15 protein-coding genes are annotated in these 16,573 nt (G+C 37.0%); 5 read left to right on the forward strand and 10 right to left on the reverse strand.

Annotated elements, in window-relative coordinates; translation table 11 throughout:
• Positions 1 to 191: 191 nt before the first annotated feature.
• The 3 genes from H6F47_RS23260 to H6F47_RS23270 all read right to left on the reverse strand — a co-directional run bounded on the left by H6F47_RS23260 (position 192) and on the right by H6F47_RS23270 (position 4,828).
• Complete coding sequence (locus H6F47_RS23260; protein ID WP_137668246.1) at positions 192 to 2,078, reverse strand: response regulator; 1,887 nt, start codon at positions 2,076 to 2,078, stop codon at positions 192 to 194.
• A gap of 16 nt (positions 2,079 to 2,094) precedes the next feature.
• Positions 2,095 to 2,541: a response regulator gene (locus H6F47_RS23265; RefSeq protein ID WP_137668245.1), complete on the reverse strand. Its 447-nt coding sequence runs from the start codon at positions 2,539 to 2,541 to the stop codon at positions 2,095 to 2,097.
• Positions 2,542 to 2,749: 208 nt separating this feature from the next.
• Positions 2,750 to 4,828 (reverse strand): PAS domain-containing protein, encoded by a 2,079-nt coding sequence (locus tag H6F47_RS23270; RefSeq protein WP_190651206.1) that lies wholly within the window; start codon positions 4,826 to 4,828, stop codon positions 2,750 to 2,752.
• A 316-nt stretch (positions 4,829 to 5,144) separates the two neighbouring features.
• Here H6F47_RS23270 and H6F47_RS23275 point away from each other — a divergent pair, with 316 nt between their 5' ends.
• Positions 5,145 to 5,618 (forward strand): molybdenum cofactor biosynthesis protein MoaE, encoded by a 474-nt coding sequence (locus H6F47_RS23275; RefSeq protein ID WP_190346194.1) that lies wholly within the window; start codon positions 5,145 to 5,147, stop codon positions 5,616 to 5,618.
• 230 nt (positions 5,619 to 5,848) lie between these two features.
• Positions 5,849 to 6,169, forward strand: a complete 321-nt coding sequence (locus H6F47_RS23280) for a hypothetical protein (protein ID WP_096571498.1) — start codon at positions 5,849 to 5,851, stop codon at positions 6,167 to 6,169.
• A 53-nt stretch (positions 6,170 to 6,222) separates the two neighbouring features.
• Here H6F47_RS23280 and H6F47_RS23285 read toward each other — a convergent pair whose 3' ends face one another.
• The 3 genes from H6F47_RS23285 to H6F47_RS23295 all read right to left on the reverse strand — a co-directional run bounded on the left by H6F47_RS23285 (position 6,223) and on the right by H6F47_RS23295 (position 7,485).
• Positions 6,223 to 6,519 (reverse strand): DUF2103 domain-containing protein, encoded by a 297-nt coding sequence (locus H6F47_RS23285; protein ID WP_096571500.1) that lies wholly within the window; start codon positions 6,517 to 6,519, stop codon positions 6,223 to 6,225.
• 6 nt (positions 6,520 to 6,525) lie between these two features.
• Positions 6,526 to 6,849 (reverse strand): ATP-dependent Clp protease adapter ClpS, encoded by a 324-nt coding sequence (gene clpS / locus H6F47_RS23290; protein ID WP_187041405.1) that lies wholly within the window; start codon positions 6,847 to 6,849, stop codon positions 6,526 to 6,528.
• A 381-nt stretch (positions 6,850 to 7,230) separates the two neighbouring features.
• The gene (locus H6F47_RS23295) at positions 7,231 to 7,485 is read right to left on the reverse strand and encodes a type II toxin-antitoxin system HicB family antitoxin (protein WP_190651208.1); all 255 of its coding nucleotides are present in this window, start codon (positions 7,483 to 7,485) and stop codon (positions 7,231 to 7,233) included.
• A 119-nt stretch (positions 7,486 to 7,604) separates the two neighbouring features.
• On the opposite strand from H6F47_RS23295, the gene H6F47_RS23300 reads away from it, so the two are divergent.
• Positions 7,605 to 8,042 (forward strand): DUF29 domain-containing protein, encoded by a 438-nt coding sequence (locus H6F47_RS23300; protein WP_096571504.1) that lies wholly within the window; start codon positions 7,605 to 7,607, stop codon positions 8,040 to 8,042.
• Positions 8,043 to 8,097: 55 nt separating this feature from the next.
• On the opposite strand, the gene H6F47_RS23305 is transcribed toward H6F47_RS23300, so the two are convergent.
• From H6F47_RS23305 to H6F47_RS23315, 3 genes are all read right to left on the reverse strand, one after another.
• The gene (locus H6F47_RS23305) at positions 8,098 to 10,098 is read right to left on the reverse strand and encodes an FAD-dependent oxidoreductase (protein ID WP_190346193.1); all 2,001 of its coding nucleotides are present in this window, start codon (positions 10,096 to 10,098) and stop codon (positions 8,098 to 8,100) included.
• A gap of 174 nt (positions 10,099 to 10,272) precedes the next feature.
• Positions 10,273 to 10,590: a helix-turn-helix transcriptional regulator gene (locus H6F47_RS23310; RefSeq protein WP_190346192.1), complete on the reverse strand. Its 318-nt coding sequence runs from the start codon at positions 10,588 to 10,590 to the stop codon at positions 10,273 to 10,275.
• A 14-nt stretch (positions 10,591 to 10,604) separates the two neighbouring features.
• Positions 10,605 to 10,937 carry a type II toxin-antitoxin system RelE/ParE family toxin gene (locus H6F47_RS23315; protein ID WP_190346191.1) on the reverse strand — a complete coding sequence of 111 codons (333 nt, stop codon included), beginning with the start codon at positions 10,935 to 10,937 and terminating at the stop codon, positions 10,605 to 10,607.
• Between the two features lie 315 nt (positions 10,938 to 11,252).
• Here H6F47_RS23315 and H6F47_RS23320 point away from each other — a divergent pair, with 315 nt between their 5' ends.
• Positions 11,253 to 13,892, forward strand: coding sequence for a tetratricopeptide repeat protein (locus H6F47_RS23320; protein ID WP_190651210.1), 2,640 nt, complete (start codon positions 11,253 to 11,255; stop codon positions 13,890 to 13,892).
• A 347-nt stretch (positions 13,893 to 14,239) separates the two neighbouring features.
• On the opposite strand, the gene H6F47_RS23325 is transcribed toward H6F47_RS23320, so the two are convergent.
• Positions 14,240 to 14,779, reverse strand: coding sequence for a nucleotidyltransferase family protein (locus tag H6F47_RS23325; protein ID WP_190651212.1), 540 nt, complete (start codon positions 14,777 to 14,779; stop codon positions 14,240 to 14,242).
• A 384-nt stretch (positions 14,780 to 15,163) separates the two neighbouring features.
• Between H6F47_RS23325 and miaB the strand changes: the two genes are divergently transcribed.
• Positions 15,164 to 16,528: a tRNA (N6-isopentenyl adenosine(37)-C2)-methylthiotransferase MiaB gene (gene miaB, locus H6F47_RS23330; protein ID WP_137668652.1), complete on the forward strand. Its 1,365-nt coding sequence runs from the start codon at positions 15,164 to 15,166 to the stop codon at positions 16,526 to 16,528.
• The last annotated feature ends 45 nt before the right edge of the window (positions 16,529 to 16,573 follow it).

The following is a 16,573-nucleotide window of genomic DNA, read 5'->3' on the forward strand; positions in this document are numbered from 1 at the left end:
TTGGTGATTGGTGATTGGTGATTGGTGATTGGTGATTGGTGATTGGTGATTGGTGATTGGTGATTGGTGATTGGTGATTGGTGATTGGTGATTGGTGATTGCTGATTGGTGATTGGTGATTGCTGATTGGTGATTGGTGATTGGTGATTGGGAATAATATTTATTACCTATTACCTATTACCTATTACCTATTACCTATTAACTGCGCTAATAGTTTGTAATAATTGAGTTGCTGTAAAAGGTTTGCACAAAAAAGCTTTTACACCCATATCATAAACTGCGTTAACTTTATCGCTGGGAGCTAGTCCGCTAACAGCAATAATTTTGATATTGGGATTAATTTTTTTCAGGGTACGGATGCTGGTGAGTCCATCCATTGATGGCATGAATATATCAGTTAAAACTAAAGCTATTTTATCACGATGTTCTACATATAAGGCAATAGCTTCAATACCATCACGGGCAGTAATTACTTGATAATTATAGCTTTCAAGTGATGTTTTTGTAATTTCACAAATAGCAGATTCATCATCGACAACTAATATCATTTCTCCATTACCTTGCGGTAAAGATATTTCAGTTTCTTCTATAATTTCGGTTGTATCTTGTGCTGGTAAATAGATTTTAAATTGACTGCCTTTTTTTTCTTCACTATAAACATTGATAAAACCACCATGACTTTTGACAATTCCCAATACTGTAGAAAGACCTAAACCAGTACCTTGTCCAAATTCTTTGGTAGTAAAAAATGGTTCAAATATCCGGTCTATCATCGTAGATTTAATACCAATTCCTGTATCAGTCACAGTAATGACAACATAAGGTTTAGCTTGAGCATCAATGTGGATTTGGGCGTAATTTTCATCAACTAAAAGATTTTCGGCAGTGATTGTTAATGTACCACCGTTGGGCATAGCATCACGGGCATTAACACATAAATTCATTAACACTTGATGTAATTGAGTAGCATCACCAGATACAGTCCAAAGATTTTGGGGAATTTGGGTGATAACTTCCATGTTTTTAGGAAATGTTTCTTGAATAATTTGCTGAATTTCAATGAGTAAATGTTTGAGTTGTAAAAGAGTGCGATCGCCATCCATTCCCTTAGCAAAAGATAATACTTGTTTAACTAAATTTGCACCGCGTTTAGCATTGCTAATTAATATAGGTATTAGTCGTCGAGCGCGTTCGTCCTTCACTTGAGTTTCCAAAATTTGCGCTGTCATTAAAATAGGTGCGAGGACATTATTTAAATCGTGGGCAATACCACTAGCTAAAGTGCCTATACTTTCTAGTCTTTGGGTGCGGAGAAATTGCTGTTCTAATTGCTTTTTTTGGGTAATATCAGTGTTAACAACTAAAATAGATTGGGGCTTGTTTCCAAATGCGGGTACTAAAGTCCAACGACTAGCAACGATTATTGTTTTACCACATTTGCTAATTTGCTCCAGTTCTCCTTCCCAAGAACCATGTTTAAGGAGTATTTTTAATGCTTCTGAAATTTGAGAAAAAATTTTTTCTGGACAAAGATGCTGGATTTTTTTTGTCAGGGCTTCTTCTGGACTCCAACCATATAGATGTTCAGCGGCTTTGTTCCAAAATAAAATTTTGTCATCTAAATCACCTACAAAGATAGCGTCTGTAGCGACATCAAGTAAAGCTGCTTGTTGGCGAATTTTGTGTTCTGTTTGTTTGCGTTCAAGGGCGTAGCGGATTGAACGTTCTAATAAAGGTGCAGTTAATTGACTTTTTTCTAAATAATCGGCTGCTCCGGTTTTCATAGCTTCCAAATCTATTTCTCGATCTCCTTGACCTGTAAGTAAAATAAAAGGACAATTACAACCATTATGAATAGCTTCACTCAACAGTTCTAAACCATTATCTGCCCCTAAACGATAATCTACTAAATAGATATCATGTTGGTGTCGAGCGATCGCTTCCCTAGCTAATTGATAACTTTCCACCCATTCTAACTCACAACCAGTTACTTGAAATTCCCGAAACCAATCACGAGTTAGAATATAATCATCTTCATCATCATCAATTAACAAAACTTTAATGAGTCTGTCATTCATGATCGCCTCTTACTGCTTATAGGGGCAGTTCTACAATTTCAAACCAGTATTTTCCTATAGTTTTCATCACCTCAACTAAGGATGTGAAATTTCCAGGTTTTTGAATAAAGGAATTTGCCCCTAAATTGTATGTATTATATATATCTTCTTCTGTGTTAGAACTTGTCATGACTATAACGGGAATGATCCGGTGTTGGGGGTGATTTTTAAGTTCTTTTAGTACCTCCAATCCATGTTTTTTCGGCATATTTAAATCCAGGAAAATTAAACCTGGTCGCGGTGCTTTATTCACATCAGTATACAAGCCACGATGAGATAAATAATCCATCAATTCTTCACCATCCTTGACGATATGTAGTTTGATAGGCAATCGGCTTTCTAGCAAAGCATCATGAACTAATAAGCTATCATCATCGTCGTCATCAGCCATTAAAATGGTGACTTTTGGTTGCCGATCTTTCACTCCTAATGTCTCCTTTTTACTCATTACAAGTATTAATTAATTATTCAATTATTCCTAAGCATTCAGTTGTATTTTTCAGCCGCTTGCTGAGGACTGACTGCCCTGGGTTGAATGCTGACAATTATCGAATTGCCTGCAACTGCTGCCCACATTTGTACAATTAACATCATTTTGGGGTGTAGTAGTAATCCATCTCTGGGAGGAAAAATTAGAGATGAGAATTAATTGGTAAGGTAATAATAAATTTTGCTCCTTGTCCTGGTTGACTTTTTGCTGTAATAGTACCGTGATGGCGTTCAGTAATTTTGCGACAGATAGCTAAACCGATGCCCGTACCTTCGTATTCACTGCGACTATGCAACCTTTGAAAAACATTGAAAATGCGGTCAAGATATTTTTCTGGAAAACCAATACCATTATCTTCAACAATAATTTGATAATAGGTGTTACCAACGGATAAATCATCAATATCATTGTTGAAAAATTGACCATATATTTTGATCACGGGTGGTTGATTTGGACGATGAAACTTGAGGGCATTACCAATGAGATTTTGCAGTAATTGACGCATTTGTAAAGGATCACCTTGAATAATAGGTAATTCCCCTATTTCAATTTGTCCTCTAGTTTGCTGGATACTTACTTCTAAATCAGATAATACTTCTTGGGCAATTTGTGTTAAATTTACTGCTACATAAGGCTGCGCTCTAGTTGTGACTCGTGAAAGTGTCAATAAGCCTTCAATTAATGTTTCCATTCTCAAGGCTGCATTTTGCATTCGTTGTAAATAATCCCTTCCCTGTTCACTTAAAAATTCTCCACAAGTGACTTGCAACCTTTCAGCAAATGTTTTAATTTTCCGCAGTGGTTCTTGTAAATCGTGAGAAGCAATAAAAGCAAATTGTTGCAGTTCTTCGTTAGAACGAGCTAGTTCTTGTCGTTGCTTGGTTTCTTGTTCTAAAATCAAACTTTGTGCTAAAGCTATAGCAATTTGATCTGCAAGTTGTCGCAAGAGTCCAATTTCCCAGTTAGTCCATTGACGGGTATGTAAACATTGATGGGCAACTAGCAAACCCCAAAATTGATTTTGGCGAAAAATAGGAACGACAAGGTTAGCTTTAACTGCAAATTGTTGCAGAAATTCTACATGACAGGGTTGAATCTCTGCTTTCTCGATGTCGCTAATAGCACTAATTCGCCCCTGACTGTATTGTTGGATATAATTTTCACTGAAACAAGGATCATTAATTTTCTGTCCGAGAACAACAGGTAAACCGGGAACTACAGCTTCTTTGACTGCGAGGAAAGAACCATTCCCATTCAGTTGTAAAATTAATACTCGATCTGCTTGGAGTAGCTTTTGTACTTCGGTAACGCTGGTTTGGAGGATATCCTCTATTTGTAAAGATTGCCGAATTTTCAGGGTGATATTGGCGAATAATTGCGATCGCAAGTTTTGTCTTTGTAATTCTGCTTCGGCTCGTTTGCGATCAGTCATATCCATCATGAACCCAATCATCCGCACTGGTTTATTTGTTTGGTCTTGAACAATATAACCACGGTCAAAAATATAGGCATAAGTACCATCTCTACGCAAAAAGCGGTATTCATTCGACCAAAATTGTTTATTACTATCAATTACAGCACGTAAATCAGAATTAATTCGTTGTCTATCATCTGGATGTATTTTTTCACGCCACCAATTTACATCTAAATACAATTCTTCGGATGTATAACCAAAAAGTGACTGTACTGATTGATTCCACCATACTTGATTGGTGAGTAAATCCCAATCTCTCAACACATCATTAGTAGCCAGTGCAACTATTTTAAATCTTTCTTCACTTTTTTTGATTGCTTCTTTTATTCTTTGATGCTCAATTTGTTTACGCTTAGTAATATCCATAGATACCCCACATATTTGTAAGGGTACTCCTGATAAGTCTTTTCTCACTGCACCTTTACTAGCTAACCAGCGAATACTACCATCAGCCAAAACTACACGAAATTCAATTTCAAATGCTTCTCCGTCTTCAATAACTTTTTGATAAGTGCGGTTCACCAATTCTCGATCTTGGCTATGAATGCAGTTTAAAATAGTTTGATATGTGTGATGATAATGATCTTTATCTAAACCAAAAACACTTTCCAGATTATCCGATATGGTAATTTTATTGGTTGGGATATCGAAAGTCCAGATGCTGATGCCAGTTGCTTCTAATACCATCTTAATTTGTGTTTCCCAGTGATGCACTTGCTCACTTTGTCCTGGTATTTTTTTAGTCATTGAAAATCCGTTCTCCATTGCCAGTAGGCAGCTGATCGCTTTATAATAACGACAATTTTTAACAACTACTTAGGGGTTGCTGAGAAAGTCTTTCCGTGAGGGCATAGGAGTCAGGAGTCAGGAGTCAGGAGTCAGGAGGAGATTGGAAAATTTCTTTGCCATCTCTTGAAATCCCAAAAAATGCACACTTTTTCCGGTATACCCTTCAAAACCCTTGCACTAATTTCTGTGTTTATCAGCCTCTAACCTTTGATATATCAAGGTTTTAGGTTTATTCAGCAAACCCTACTTACGTAAAATTGCATAAAAATTAGTTATGAAAACTCCATGTTTCCTGACCAAACCCAAAGCTGAAGATAGTTTTGGCATTACTTTGGCTCCATTATTTCTTGAGGAAATATATACCAAAGCCGATGATCCAGCTAATGGTGCAGTAGTAGTAATGAGTGGGATGGTTCGTAATCAAACAGATGGTAAAGCTGTGGTAGCTTTAGAGTATCAAGCTTATGAACCGATGGCTTTACAGGTATTTTATCAAATTGCCACTGATATTCGCAGCCAATGGCCGGATGTGAATCGAGTAGTCATATATCATCGGATCGGGCGGTTAAAAATTGGGGAAATTAGTGTTTTAGTAGCCGTGGGATGTCCCCATCGCAGTGAGGCGTTTGCAGCTTGTCAGTATGCTATTGATACTCTTAAACACAATGCACCAATTTGGAAAAAAGAACATTGGCAAGATGGTTCTAGTTCCTGGGTAAGTATTGGTGCTTGTGAACAAGAATGTTGAGGTTTTTTCGGTTAAGCCCAAAAAATCTCATGAGGGGATGCTGAATAAATATTACCATCTTGCATCCTGCTATAATTAGCAAAAGATTTTGTTAAGTATCTTAACAAGTAGAGAGCTTTTTGTTGCAATCATTTACATTATTTCAGTTTGTAACTATTTTGTGTAACCTCAAGGAATATGCCTTTAGACTAATGACGATATGGACATCATTCAGACAGGAATAAAGGCAAATGTGTTTAGTAAACTTCTTTTGTCATGAGTTTGTAGTTGCTGTTTCTGCCGTAGCTTGTATGGTTGGTTTGTTGTTGCTGTGGGATAGTAAACAAGAAACCAGTGAAGCACAAGTAACAGAAGAAACGCTGTTGAGAATGAGTTTTAGTTATTGGTTAGTTTACTGTCTTGCTTTTGGCATTGAGAAAATGGTTTTACCCCATTGGGAAGGTTTAACCATGACTCTAAAAATTACTACAGCTTTGTCATATTTTTTAACATTTTCTTGTATTTTAAGTTTGCCATTACATAAATTTGCTGTACATGAAGTTGAAGAATAGTCAAACATCAAAAGAGGAGCTTTTTAAACTCCTCTCCTGATTATTTGTGATCTTCATGAAATTTTCATAGCCACAGCGATCGCATTTTCCAATTGATCCTGTGATAACTGAGTGAGAACAAAAACCTCTTGCACTGTTTTACCCTGGCGTGCAATAACTTTATAACCCCCACGAATGGGTACAGACACGCGCAATTTCATTTGTGGCGCATGACCTTTAACTCTACCAATTACAGCAGGTGTGACAGTAGTGACCCCATGCTGTTGACACAACCGTTCTAAAATAGGAATGAGTCCGGGAAGGTGGGTAGAATGATTCCAAACAAGTCTACCATCAGTGGGTTTACTCATGATGGTTTACGCAGCTTCCAGAGGTGCCATTGTTAACCCAGCGCGGCGCAACTGTTGATGATATAGTTCTGCTGGTTCTTGGGGACCTACCCAAACTATGGCTTGTCCTTCATAATGTACTTGGTTAGTTAGTTCCCAAGCGCGATCGCTCGACATTCCCGGAATATACTTCACTAAACATTCAGCCACGTGCTGAAAAGTGTTGAAATCATCATTTAAGACAATCACCTTATAATTAGGATAGGTTTTCCGAGTAACTTGACTCACCCGATCCGGTGTTACAGTTGGTGCTGAGGCCATTCCATAAACAGCTGCAAGTCTTGTCTCCATAAATAAACTACATTTTCCCAAAAAACACTTCAAATATCTAGTTTAATTGGAAAGAGGTGACAGGTGACAGGTGACAGGTGACAGGTGACTGGTGACAGTGAAGAAAATGATAAGCTTTTCACAGAGATTCCCATTCTTCCCTGGTAATATTAGCTTGACGTAAGATTCGACCCAATAAACTAGGACTGATATCAGCTTGATGAGGGTTGGGAATTGTGAGCAAGTCCTAAGTTGACAATTTCATAGACAAAACTATACTTGTATTGACAAAAATCAATTTAATCATATATTGATGTTTGCCACCAGGAAATAGTCCATCAAAACCCAAAATTTTGGGATAATTAATTAGATCACGCCGCTTAACTGGACCCCAAGGAGGCATTAAGCTACCTCCTGATTAATATTAATATTAATATTAATATCAATATCATCTAAAATTGGTAAAGTATGACCTAGACGCAACCCTAAAATTATCCAACCTTCCAGAGTATTTTGTAACTCTTCCCTACAATTCTCTAAAGTTGTACTATTTGCCCATACACCAGAACATTCGGGAATTTCTGCGTAAAAAGTCCCATCTTCCAACAACTCATAAGTTGCTTTGTGCATTGCTTTGTGAATGTAATCTATTAACATTGCTGATGTTTTACAAAAAAATACTTCAAATATCTAGTTTACTTTATGGTTGGGTTGAGAATTGACAGCAGTTAAGCAAGACTACAATAAAGAATATATAAACTAATAACAGGTGAAAAATGAACACCTTTGAATTATATACAACAGACTTTCATGCTTGGACTCAAGAACAAGTTAATTTACTCAAAACTCAACAATGGCATACATTAGATACTGTGAACCTCATTGAAGAACTGGAAACCTTGGGAAGAAAAGAAAGACAAGAATTGAGAAATAGACTAGCAGTGTTGTTAGGACATCTATTAAAATGGCAATTTCAAGCCGAAAAACGTACTAACAGTTGGTTGAGTACAATTAAAGAACAACGTATTCAAATTAAACTACTTTTAGAAGATAGTCCTAGTCTAAAACCCTATTTAGAGGAAATGTTTCTCACAGCTTATGAACTCGGTTTAGCATTAGCAATACGGGAAACTCAACTTGGGGAAAAAGTATTTCCAGAAATATGTCCTTACACCTGCGAACAAACCCTCAACTCGGAATTTTTACCAGAATAGGTGACTTGTGACTGGTGACTGGGAAAATACAAATAATTTCTCCCCATTACCCCACTTATCGCCATTTTTCCCAATTTTGATTAAAAATAGAAGTATCAGGAAAAGCAGTAGGATTACCGTTTTTCTCTAAAATACCTTTTAAAACCTGTAATTTTGGTTCTAATCTCGGTAAATCATCAACTAACTGATAAGGTGCTATATTTTCCTTCAATGCAAAACTAGCTACAGTTCCCGCAGCAGCACCAGCAGACCATTCAAAAGAATGCACCCGATAAGCAGCAGCAGCTATGTGACTGGTAGCAATACTTTTACCCCCTACTAATAAATTATCAATTTTTTGGGGAATCATTGCTCTCAGGGCAATTTGAAAAGGATAAGCGTTACCTGCACCCCGTCTTTCTCCCGGACGTTCTATATTACCAGGTGCTTCTGGTGGACTGTTCAACATACAGGGGTGAAAGTCTATAGCGTAGTGACCGATACCCACAGCATCCGGGAAAATAGTGGAACGGCGACGCTTTCTTGCGTTATTTGGACTGACTTCACCCCTAATTACTAATATTGCTTCTATACCTGCTAGTGTCGCTTTTAACTGACGGTACATATCTGCGGGCAGAGTTTTCCGGTAATATTCATCATGATAATTATGGCGAGAAATATCAACTTCCCAAATACCAAACCCTTGGGGTTGTCCCCAACTGGGACGGCCAATAATGCGTCTTCCTTCACGCATATAAGGATATTTTGATAAACCAGATGCAGTTCCCATTGGTGAATTTATACCAGTTAATAAACGGTTATTCGGGTGGGTTTGTTTCACATTTGCACCGAGTTGAGAGTCAGTAGTTCCCGCGACTAACCAGTAATAATAAGCCAGAGCTTTTTCCTCTCCTTTACGGAGGGTTTCGGTTCTTAGTCCTCCTTTCCAGCCACCGGGTTGTAATTGACCAGTAGCTTGTAATTGTTGACGAGTATAAATTAAATTATCCTGTGCTGTTCCTGGTCGGTAGTCATTACCCCAAGTCCAGTTTTGCATAGATATATCCCCAGGTGTAGGAATTGTAAAATTAATACCACCGAATCTAGTTTGTTTACCTTTTTGGGGACTCCAAATACGACGATAGGTAAAAACTAAATCAAAATTGGCTAATCTTGATAGTTCATAACTAAAATATGGGGCATATTGATGATAAAATGGGGGCATGATTTGGGGTTGTGGTTCTTTAGTTGCCTCCATTGCAAAAGTATATGTAAAACCTTGGGTACAATAGGGATCATTTGTAGTGCTAGAAGATGAAGGTTCGAGATAGGAAATCGGATCAATTCCTAAACGATAAGGTACATCAGCTAAAGCAATAATTTCTCCAGTTTCACTGGCATCTATAACGTACCATTGATTATTATTTTTCTGTGATTGTTGGGGTAGAAAATGAATGATGGTTTTATTAAACCGGGAGGAATTTTGATAACTATAAGCATCTTCTATGGTTTGGGAAAGGGTGAATGTGTTTAAAGGTGGTGCGTTTTTTGCTGGTTGATGTTGAATGGCGATCGCACTATTGATAATTTTACCATCTGCACTAATTTGTAAATCTTTAATTACCGTATTTGGGAATAAATGTAATTTTCCTCGACCCTGTTTTTCTGCATCTTTCAACATTTGGGAAATGATATTATGAGCATCACGGGGAAGAAAACAGGAGTCACTTACCCAACAGTCACCGGGGTTAAGTTGATGATATTTTTGTTGTATGCGGTTTCGTAATTCTAAATATCCACGAGAATAGAATTGTTTTTCTCTTTGAGTTGGTCTTTCATCTAACGCAGATGTACCTTGAGAGGAAATTTGTCCTCCTAACCAGTCGGTAATTTCTGTGAAACAAACGGTGTTTCCTGCGAGTAAACTTTCGTAAGCTGTCGCAACTCCAGAAAGTCCACCACCGACAACGAGAATTTCACAGTTGACGGTTTTATCTGGGTTTCTGGGTGGGGTTGCGGTGACGGAGTAGGGTGTGAGGAATGTGGTTAATAGGGTTATGCTGATGAGACGTTTCATGGTTGATGCAATATGTCTACTATGTCATTTTGTAGACGGTGGTTCTGGGGGAAAGGTTCTTGGTGGGTTTAGATGAGATAATTAAAGTTATACCCTCACAGATAACTTTTTCAGCAAACCCTAAATAGAATCTAGCGTTTAAGGTTAGCTGGAAAAAAGCTAACCAAAATGACTTCACCTCGTAACACTAGCAATTACCTGACCAATATCCTGGGGAGTTGCACCAGTAGCTAACATCGCACGTATCAATAACTCAATCGAAACAGAAGCATCTCCATTTTCTGCATTAGCAATTCTAGGTTGGCTAGAATGAAGTTTAGCTGCTAAATCAGCCTGAGTCATTAAATTTTGTCTTCGTTCTTTCAAACTGCGACTTAGAGCTAATTTAATTTCTACTAACGCTGCTTCCTCTGGAGTTAATTCCAGGAATTCTGCGACTGTTCCAATTTTCCAACCTTTAGCTTCAAGACGTTCTCTTTTTGAGTTATCCATAAAATTTTATCCTCTCAATCTCTGTCATATTTACTTAATCTTTTCTTACAGGTATCAATCACACTATCTGGTGTTTCTGTTGAACTTTTGTTAAATACTTCGACAATTAATATCGCATCATCATCAATTCTGTAAATGATTCTCCAATTCTTATCTACATCTCTGACCCTTAACTCGTGACACCGTGATCCAATACTTGGCATTGGTCGAGAATGAGGCATTCCCAGATTTTCACCTTGCTGTAACTTTCTCAGTAGTACACCAGCCTCTATTCGTGCTGCTTCAGTAAATGGCGGAGTTTTAACTTCCCCGTGTAGCCAAACTAGAGATTTATCAGTTTGTGCCATATCCTAATTATATCAAATATGATATATTTTCGCACAAAAATTGAAAAATACAACTATTTTTATTTTTTGTTACTTGGAAATTGATCCTTTTGGGAATATAAAAATTATCACACCTCAAATATTTATTAATCAACTATAATTACAATTCCTATACTTTTATACACTTTCATCAAACACCAAGCTGATTGAGAGATACCTTGTTTTCCCCTAATCTGCTAATATCAAACAACCAGTCCGAAAACCAGTTACCCTAAATTGATAATCTATCATAGACATACCACCGCAAAAAACAACCTTACAGATAGGGAAAGTGCCATGAACAGCAAAAACCCCATTTTTTCAAAAAAAGCTTTAAAAATCGCCATTTTATTATCACCATTACTGTTATCTACAGGGTTTTGGGGTGGAAAACTGCAACTATCCGCTACTGCTCAGGTATTATCGAATCAGGAACGGGAAGAATTAACCAGACTGCGACAAGAAAACCGCCTTCAAAAGCAAGTACAGTCAGACTTTGAGCGTGCTTTTACCCGCACGAATACCCTACTTAATATTTGGTTAACGATTTTAAGTTTATTTCCTGTGGTTTTAATTGTTACTTTATGGTTATTGCGGAAAGCTATAATTAAGGATATTGTTGACCGTTCAATGCAGCAGGTACAAGGAATAGAAAAGTTGCAAACTCAATTAATTAATGTTAGTCAAGATTCTGAAAATTTGATTAAAACTTCTCAAAGTCTCACTCAGGAATTAGCACAGGAAGTTAATAGACTGAAAACCGCAATTCAAGGTGAAGAGGAAAATTTATCTATTCTTTTATCTGATTTACCAAAATCAAAACAGGAATTTCTCACAGCTTTAGAACGTGAAGTTGAATCTGCTCAAGAGAATATCAGCGATTTAGAATTTAGGTTAAATACTCAATTAGAACAAGTCACTTTATCTGCTCAACAACAAAAAATCACCATTGAAAATGTCAGAAAATTAGAAGCTGAGTTAGTTTCTCAATTTAAGCAAATGAAGTCAGCAGTGGAAAATCAAAAAGATGCTGCTGTTAATGATATTGAAACAACCCGTTCTCAGTTAATATCTCAACTTCAGGGTTTAGAATCGGCAACTCTACAACAAAAAGAAGAAACTTTTGAAAGTATAGCACAATCACGCTCAGATTTTACTGATCAGTTATTTCACTTTCAGTCCGATGCTCAACATCAAACAGATATTTTTATTGAGAATTTGTCAAAATTAAATAATCTGTTTAAATCCCAACTTGCTGAATTACAAACTGATGCTCAAAATCAACAAGGTGGTTTATTTGATAATTTAAATAAATTACAGCTTGACTTTTCTCAGCAACTATCATTATTACAAAATGCTGCTCAAATTCGTCAACAGGAAATCATTGATAATTTAGCAAAATCGGGTAATGATTTTGTTTCTCAGTTGTCTGATGTTCATAGTGATATCGAGGAAGATATTCAACAACAGAAATCACAAATTTTACAGGGTTTACAAAATCTAGAATCTGAGTCTCTTAAACAAATTAGAGAATTACAAAATGTAGCGGAATTGCGTCAACAGCAAATAGTTGAGAATTTAGAAAAATCAGGTGATGAGTTTATTTCTCAGTTTGCTGATATTCAAACCGATATTCAAAAACAAAAATCACAGATTTTACAGAATTTACAAAAGTTAGAATCTGAATCTATTGAGCAGATTAGGATTTTACCAAATGTAGCGGAAGTGCGTCAACAGCAAATAGTTGAGAATTTAGAAAAATCAGGTGATGAGTTTATTTCTCAGTTTGCTGATATTCAAACTGATATTCAAAAACAAAAATCACAGATTTTACAGAATTTACAAAAGTTAGAATCTGAATCTATTGAGCAGATTAGGATTTTACCAAATGTAGCGGAAGTGCGTCAACAGCAAATAGTTGAGAATTTAGAAAAATCAGGTGATGAGTTTATTTCTCAGTTTGCTGATATTCAAAGTAATTTTGAACAACAGAAGTTGAGCATTTTAGAGAAGTTAGAACAGTTAGAAAAATTAGAAGCTGAGTTTGTTAAACAACTTGCAGAATTACAGTTAGACGCTCAAACTCGGAAAGAGTCTATTTTACAAGATTTAGCAACTATTCAACCTCAATTTATAGCTGAACCTGAAAATACACAACTAAATATACAAGTACAAGAAACCGCACCCGAAACAATACCCGAAACAATACCAGAAACAATACCAGAACCCACACAAATAGAAGTTTCTGCGGATGACTATATCAAAGAAGCGGAAACGTTGTTTTCAGAAAAACGTTATGAAGATGCTTTAGCAATTTATGAACAAGTCGTTAATATTCAACCTGATAATGCAGAAAATTGGCTAAAGCGCGGTTTAATTCTCAATAGATTAAAACGCTATAAAGATGCGATTTTGTCCTATAATAAAGCTATTAAAATTAACCCTGAATATCATCAAGCTTGGTGTGATATTGGTGTAGCTTGTGGTAATTTAGGTAAACACAAAGAAGCATTCAATTGTTTTGATAAAGCTACTCAGATCAAACCAGATGATAGTGTGGCTTGGTTAAATCGTGGTTTGTCTTTGGTAGAATTAGAACGTTATGAAGATGCGATCGCTTCTTTTGATCAAGCGTTAAAATTTCAACCCAACTCCCCGAAAATTTGGGATAAACGTGGTTACACCTTGGTAAGATTAGGCAAAGATGACGAAGCAATTACTAATTTCGATAAAGCACTAGAAATTAGACCAGACTATGCAAGTGCTTACTATAATAAAGCTGCTTGTTATGCACTACAAAGAGAAGTTGAATTAGCATTAGAGAATTTGCAAAAAGCAATTGAGCTTAAACCCAGCTACAAGGAAGATGCAGCTACAGATATAGATTTTGATGATATTAATAAAGATCAAACCTTTCAAAAATTAATTCAGAGTTAGTCATGAGAAATTAAAAATACCCCTGCATAGTTTCTACACAAATTAGAAGCTATAAAGGGGTAATTTGAAGTCATTAATGCCTCTTGCAAGGAGAGGGGGATGGAGCAGAGAAATTGAACAATAGGTAAGCTGCAATTGTGCAAGGAAAAGCCTTAACAACAACGTAGTTTCCTTTCACGGAAATCCTATCAATACCTCTTGATTGAAGATATAACTTATTTCTCCCATACCTCATCTATCTAGAGAAATAGTATAAATATACTCCAAGAATGATTGACTAAAGGATAAAATATATGATATTCGGCGTTATTTTTGATTGATTTGAACCTTTAAACAGGATATTCTCACTATACGAATAAACGCAGCCAAGGACACTTTTCCATAAATCCTGATGCTTTATTTTCAGCATTTATATCATTAATATGTGTTGGTGTGGGTCGAATAATGCCATCAAATAAATCATCTAAACCGTAAGGTGTGAAAAATCGCCATTCACCTAAGTCATTCATAGATACACCTACAGCAGTTGCAGTGTGTAACCAATCTTTAATTCCATCTTCTGTACTGTAATATATAGTTCTACCTGTCCGCCATCTACCAAAACTAGCTTGATTTTTAATATCAAATTCATACTGAGGAAATCGTGTAGTGAGAATTGATTTTACTTGTTGTTCCTGTTCTCGTGTTCCCTGTAAATCAAAAAAAGCAATATCAAAATCTTTGATGAATAATTGACATTTTTCACCAAATAGGTTAGACCATACGGTATTGCGTACTGCCCCTCCTGCTAACCACCAGTTGGGTAAGTTGATTTGAGCGATGTGTGGTAGTACATCTGCAATTACGGAATCTAAGAGAATAGTTTTTAATTTTGTAGAATCACTCATGATTTATTTCACAACTTGAAAATACAGATAAAGTCATTTATTGACAAGTATCATAACAAGTATGATACAATGCTTTGGATGACTAAAGTCCAGAAATGACGCAGAGAACGCAGAAATAAATAACGCAGAGTTTTATCAATTGAAAATTGACAATTGTTCCATTCAAGGCTTCCGCCGTGAGCGTCAGCCGATAGCGTAGCGTGGCGTTAGCCATACGGTTTAAAACCTCCCCTTTCAAGGGGAAAAATCAAAAATCCGCTTTTTCCATCCTCTCCCTTCAAGGGATAGGTAATTGTCAATTATTGAAAACCTACAAAGGCTACGGCTTTTGATAAAATGGTGAATAGACTAAAAATACATGATATTAATTAAGCGTAATTTCCCATGACCACTTCTTCCCGTCGTTATCACATTACTACTTTCGGCTGCCAAATGAATAAGGCCGATTCAGAGCGCATGGCTGGCATTCTGGAAGATATGGGCTTTGAATGGTCAGAAGATCCTAATAATGCTAATGTGATTCTTTATAATACTTGCACGATTAGAGATAATGCGGAACAAAAGGTTTATTCTTATTTAGGTAGACAGGCAAAGCGTAAGCATAAAGAACCTGATTTAACTTTGGTGGTTGCTGGTTGTGTGGCACAACAGGAAGGTGAATCTTTACTGCGTCGTGTTCCTGAGTTAGATTTAGTAATGGGACCACAACACGCTAACCGTCTCAAAGACTTGCTAGAGTCAGTTTTTGAGGGTAATCAGGTTGTCGCTACGGAAGAAGTACATATTTTAGAGGATATTACCCAACCAAGGCGAGATAGTAAAGTGACTGCTTGGGTAAATGTGATTTATGGTTGTAATGAGCGTTGTACTTATTGTGTAGTTCCTAATGTGCGGGGTGTGGAACAGTCTCGCACACCAGAAGCTATCCGTGCGGAAATTGAAACTTTAGGAAAACAAGGTTACAAAGAAATTACCCTTTTAGGTCAAAATATTGACGCTTATGGACGGGATTTACCCGGTTCAACTCCCGAAGGTCGTCATTTGCACACTTTGACAGATTTACTTTATTATGTCCATGATGTTCCAGGAATTGAAAGAATTAGATTTGCTACTAGTCATCCCCGGTATTTTACGGAAAGGTTAATTAAAGCCTGTGCAGAATTGCCCAAGGTTTGCGAGCATTTTCACATTCCTTTTCAGTCTGGGGATAATGAAGTGTTGAAAGCAATGTCACGTGGTTATACCCAGGATAAATACCGACGGATTATTGATACAATACGTAAGTATATGCCAGATGCTTCTATTAGTGCGGATGCTATCGTCGGTTTTCCTGGGGAGACTGAAGAACAGTTTGAGAATACTTTAAAATTGGTGGCTGATATTGGTTTTGATCAGTTGAATACTGCTGCATATTCACCCCGTCCGGGTACACCTGCGGCGCTGTGGGATAATCAGTTAAGCGAGGAGGTTAAGAGCGATCGCCTACAAAGATTAAATCATTTAGTGGCGATTAAAGCAGCCGAGCGATCGCAACGTTACTTTGGCAGAGTTGAGGAAGTTCTAGTTGAGGATCAAAACAGCAAAGATCCAACTCAGGTGATGGGAAGAACAGGAGGAAACCGCCTGACTTTCTTTACAGGAGATATCAATGAACTCAAGGGAAAAATAGTCAAGGTGAAAATTACTGAAGTTCGCGCTTTTAGTTTAAGTGGTGAACCTGTAGATGTGCGGGAAGCGGTGATGGTGTGACTGGGGACTGGGGACTGGGGACTGGGGACTGGGGACTGGGGACAG

Origin of the sequence: Sphaerospermopsis sp. FACHB-1094, assembly GCF_014696195.1 — a bacterium.
GTDB lineage: Bacteria > Cyanobacteriota > Cyanobacteriia > Cyanobacteriales > Nostocaceae > Sphaerospermopsis > Sphaerospermopsis kisseleviana.

What these genes read in the sequence shown, in the direction of transcription:
- H6F47_RS23260 (WP_137668246.1), bottom strand. Translation starts at nt 2,078, where the DNA reads ATGAATGACAGACTCATTAAAGTTTTGTTAATTGATGATGATGAAGAT.
- H6F47_RS23270 (WP_190651206.1), bottom strand. Translation starts at nt 4,828, where the DNA reads ATGACTAAAAAAATACCAGGACAAAGTGAGCAAGTGCATCACTGGGAA.
- H6F47_RS23275 (WP_190346194.1), top strand. Translation starts at nt 5,145, where the DNA reads ATGAAAACTCCATGTTTCCTGACCAAACCCAAAGCTGAAGATAGTTTT.
- H6F47_RS23280 (WP_096571498.1), top strand. Translation starts at nt 5,849, where the DNA reads ATGTGTTTAGTAAACTTCTTTTGTCATGAGTTTGTAGTTGCTGTTTCT.
- H6F47_RS23285 (WP_096571500.1), bottom strand. Translation starts at nt 6,519, where the DNA reads ATGAGTAAACCCACTGATGGTAGACTTGTTTGGAATCATTCTACCCAC.
- clpS (WP_187041405.1), bottom strand. Translation starts at nt 6,849, where the DNA reads ATGGAGACAAGACTTGCAGCTGTTTATGGAATGGCCTCAGCACCAACT.
- H6F47_RS23295 (WP_190651208.1), bottom strand. Translation starts at nt 7,485, where the DNA reads ATGTTAATAGATTACATTCACAAAGCAATGCACAAAGCAACTTATGAG.
- H6F47_RS23300 (WP_096571504.1), top strand. Translation starts at nt 7,605, where the DNA reads ATGAACACCTTTGAATTATATACAACAGACTTTCATGCTTGGACTCAA.
- H6F47_RS23305 (WP_190346193.1), bottom strand. Translation starts at nt 10,098, where the DNA reads ATGAAACGTCTCATCAGCATAACCCTATTAACCACATTCCTCACACCC.
- H6F47_RS23310 (WP_190346192.1), bottom strand. Translation starts at nt 10,590, where the DNA reads ATGGATAACTCAAAAAGAGAACGTCTTGAAGCTAAAGGTTGGAAAATT.
- H6F47_RS23315 (WP_190346191.1), bottom strand. Translation starts at nt 10,937, where the DNA reads ATGGCACAAACTGATAAATCTCTAGTTTGGCTACACGGGGAAGTTAAA.
- H6F47_RS23320 (WP_190651210.1), top strand. Translation starts at nt 11,253, where the DNA reads ATGAACAGCAAAAACCCCATTTTTTCAAAAAAAGCTTTAAAAATCGCC.
- H6F47_RS23325 (WP_190651212.1), bottom strand. Translation starts at nt 14,779, where the DNA reads ATGAGTGATTCTACAAAATTAAAAACTATTCTCTTAGATTCCGTAATT.
- miaB (WP_137668652.1), top strand. Translation starts at nt 15,164, where the DNA reads ATGACCACTTCTTCCCGTCGTTATCACATTACTACTTTCGGCTGCCAA.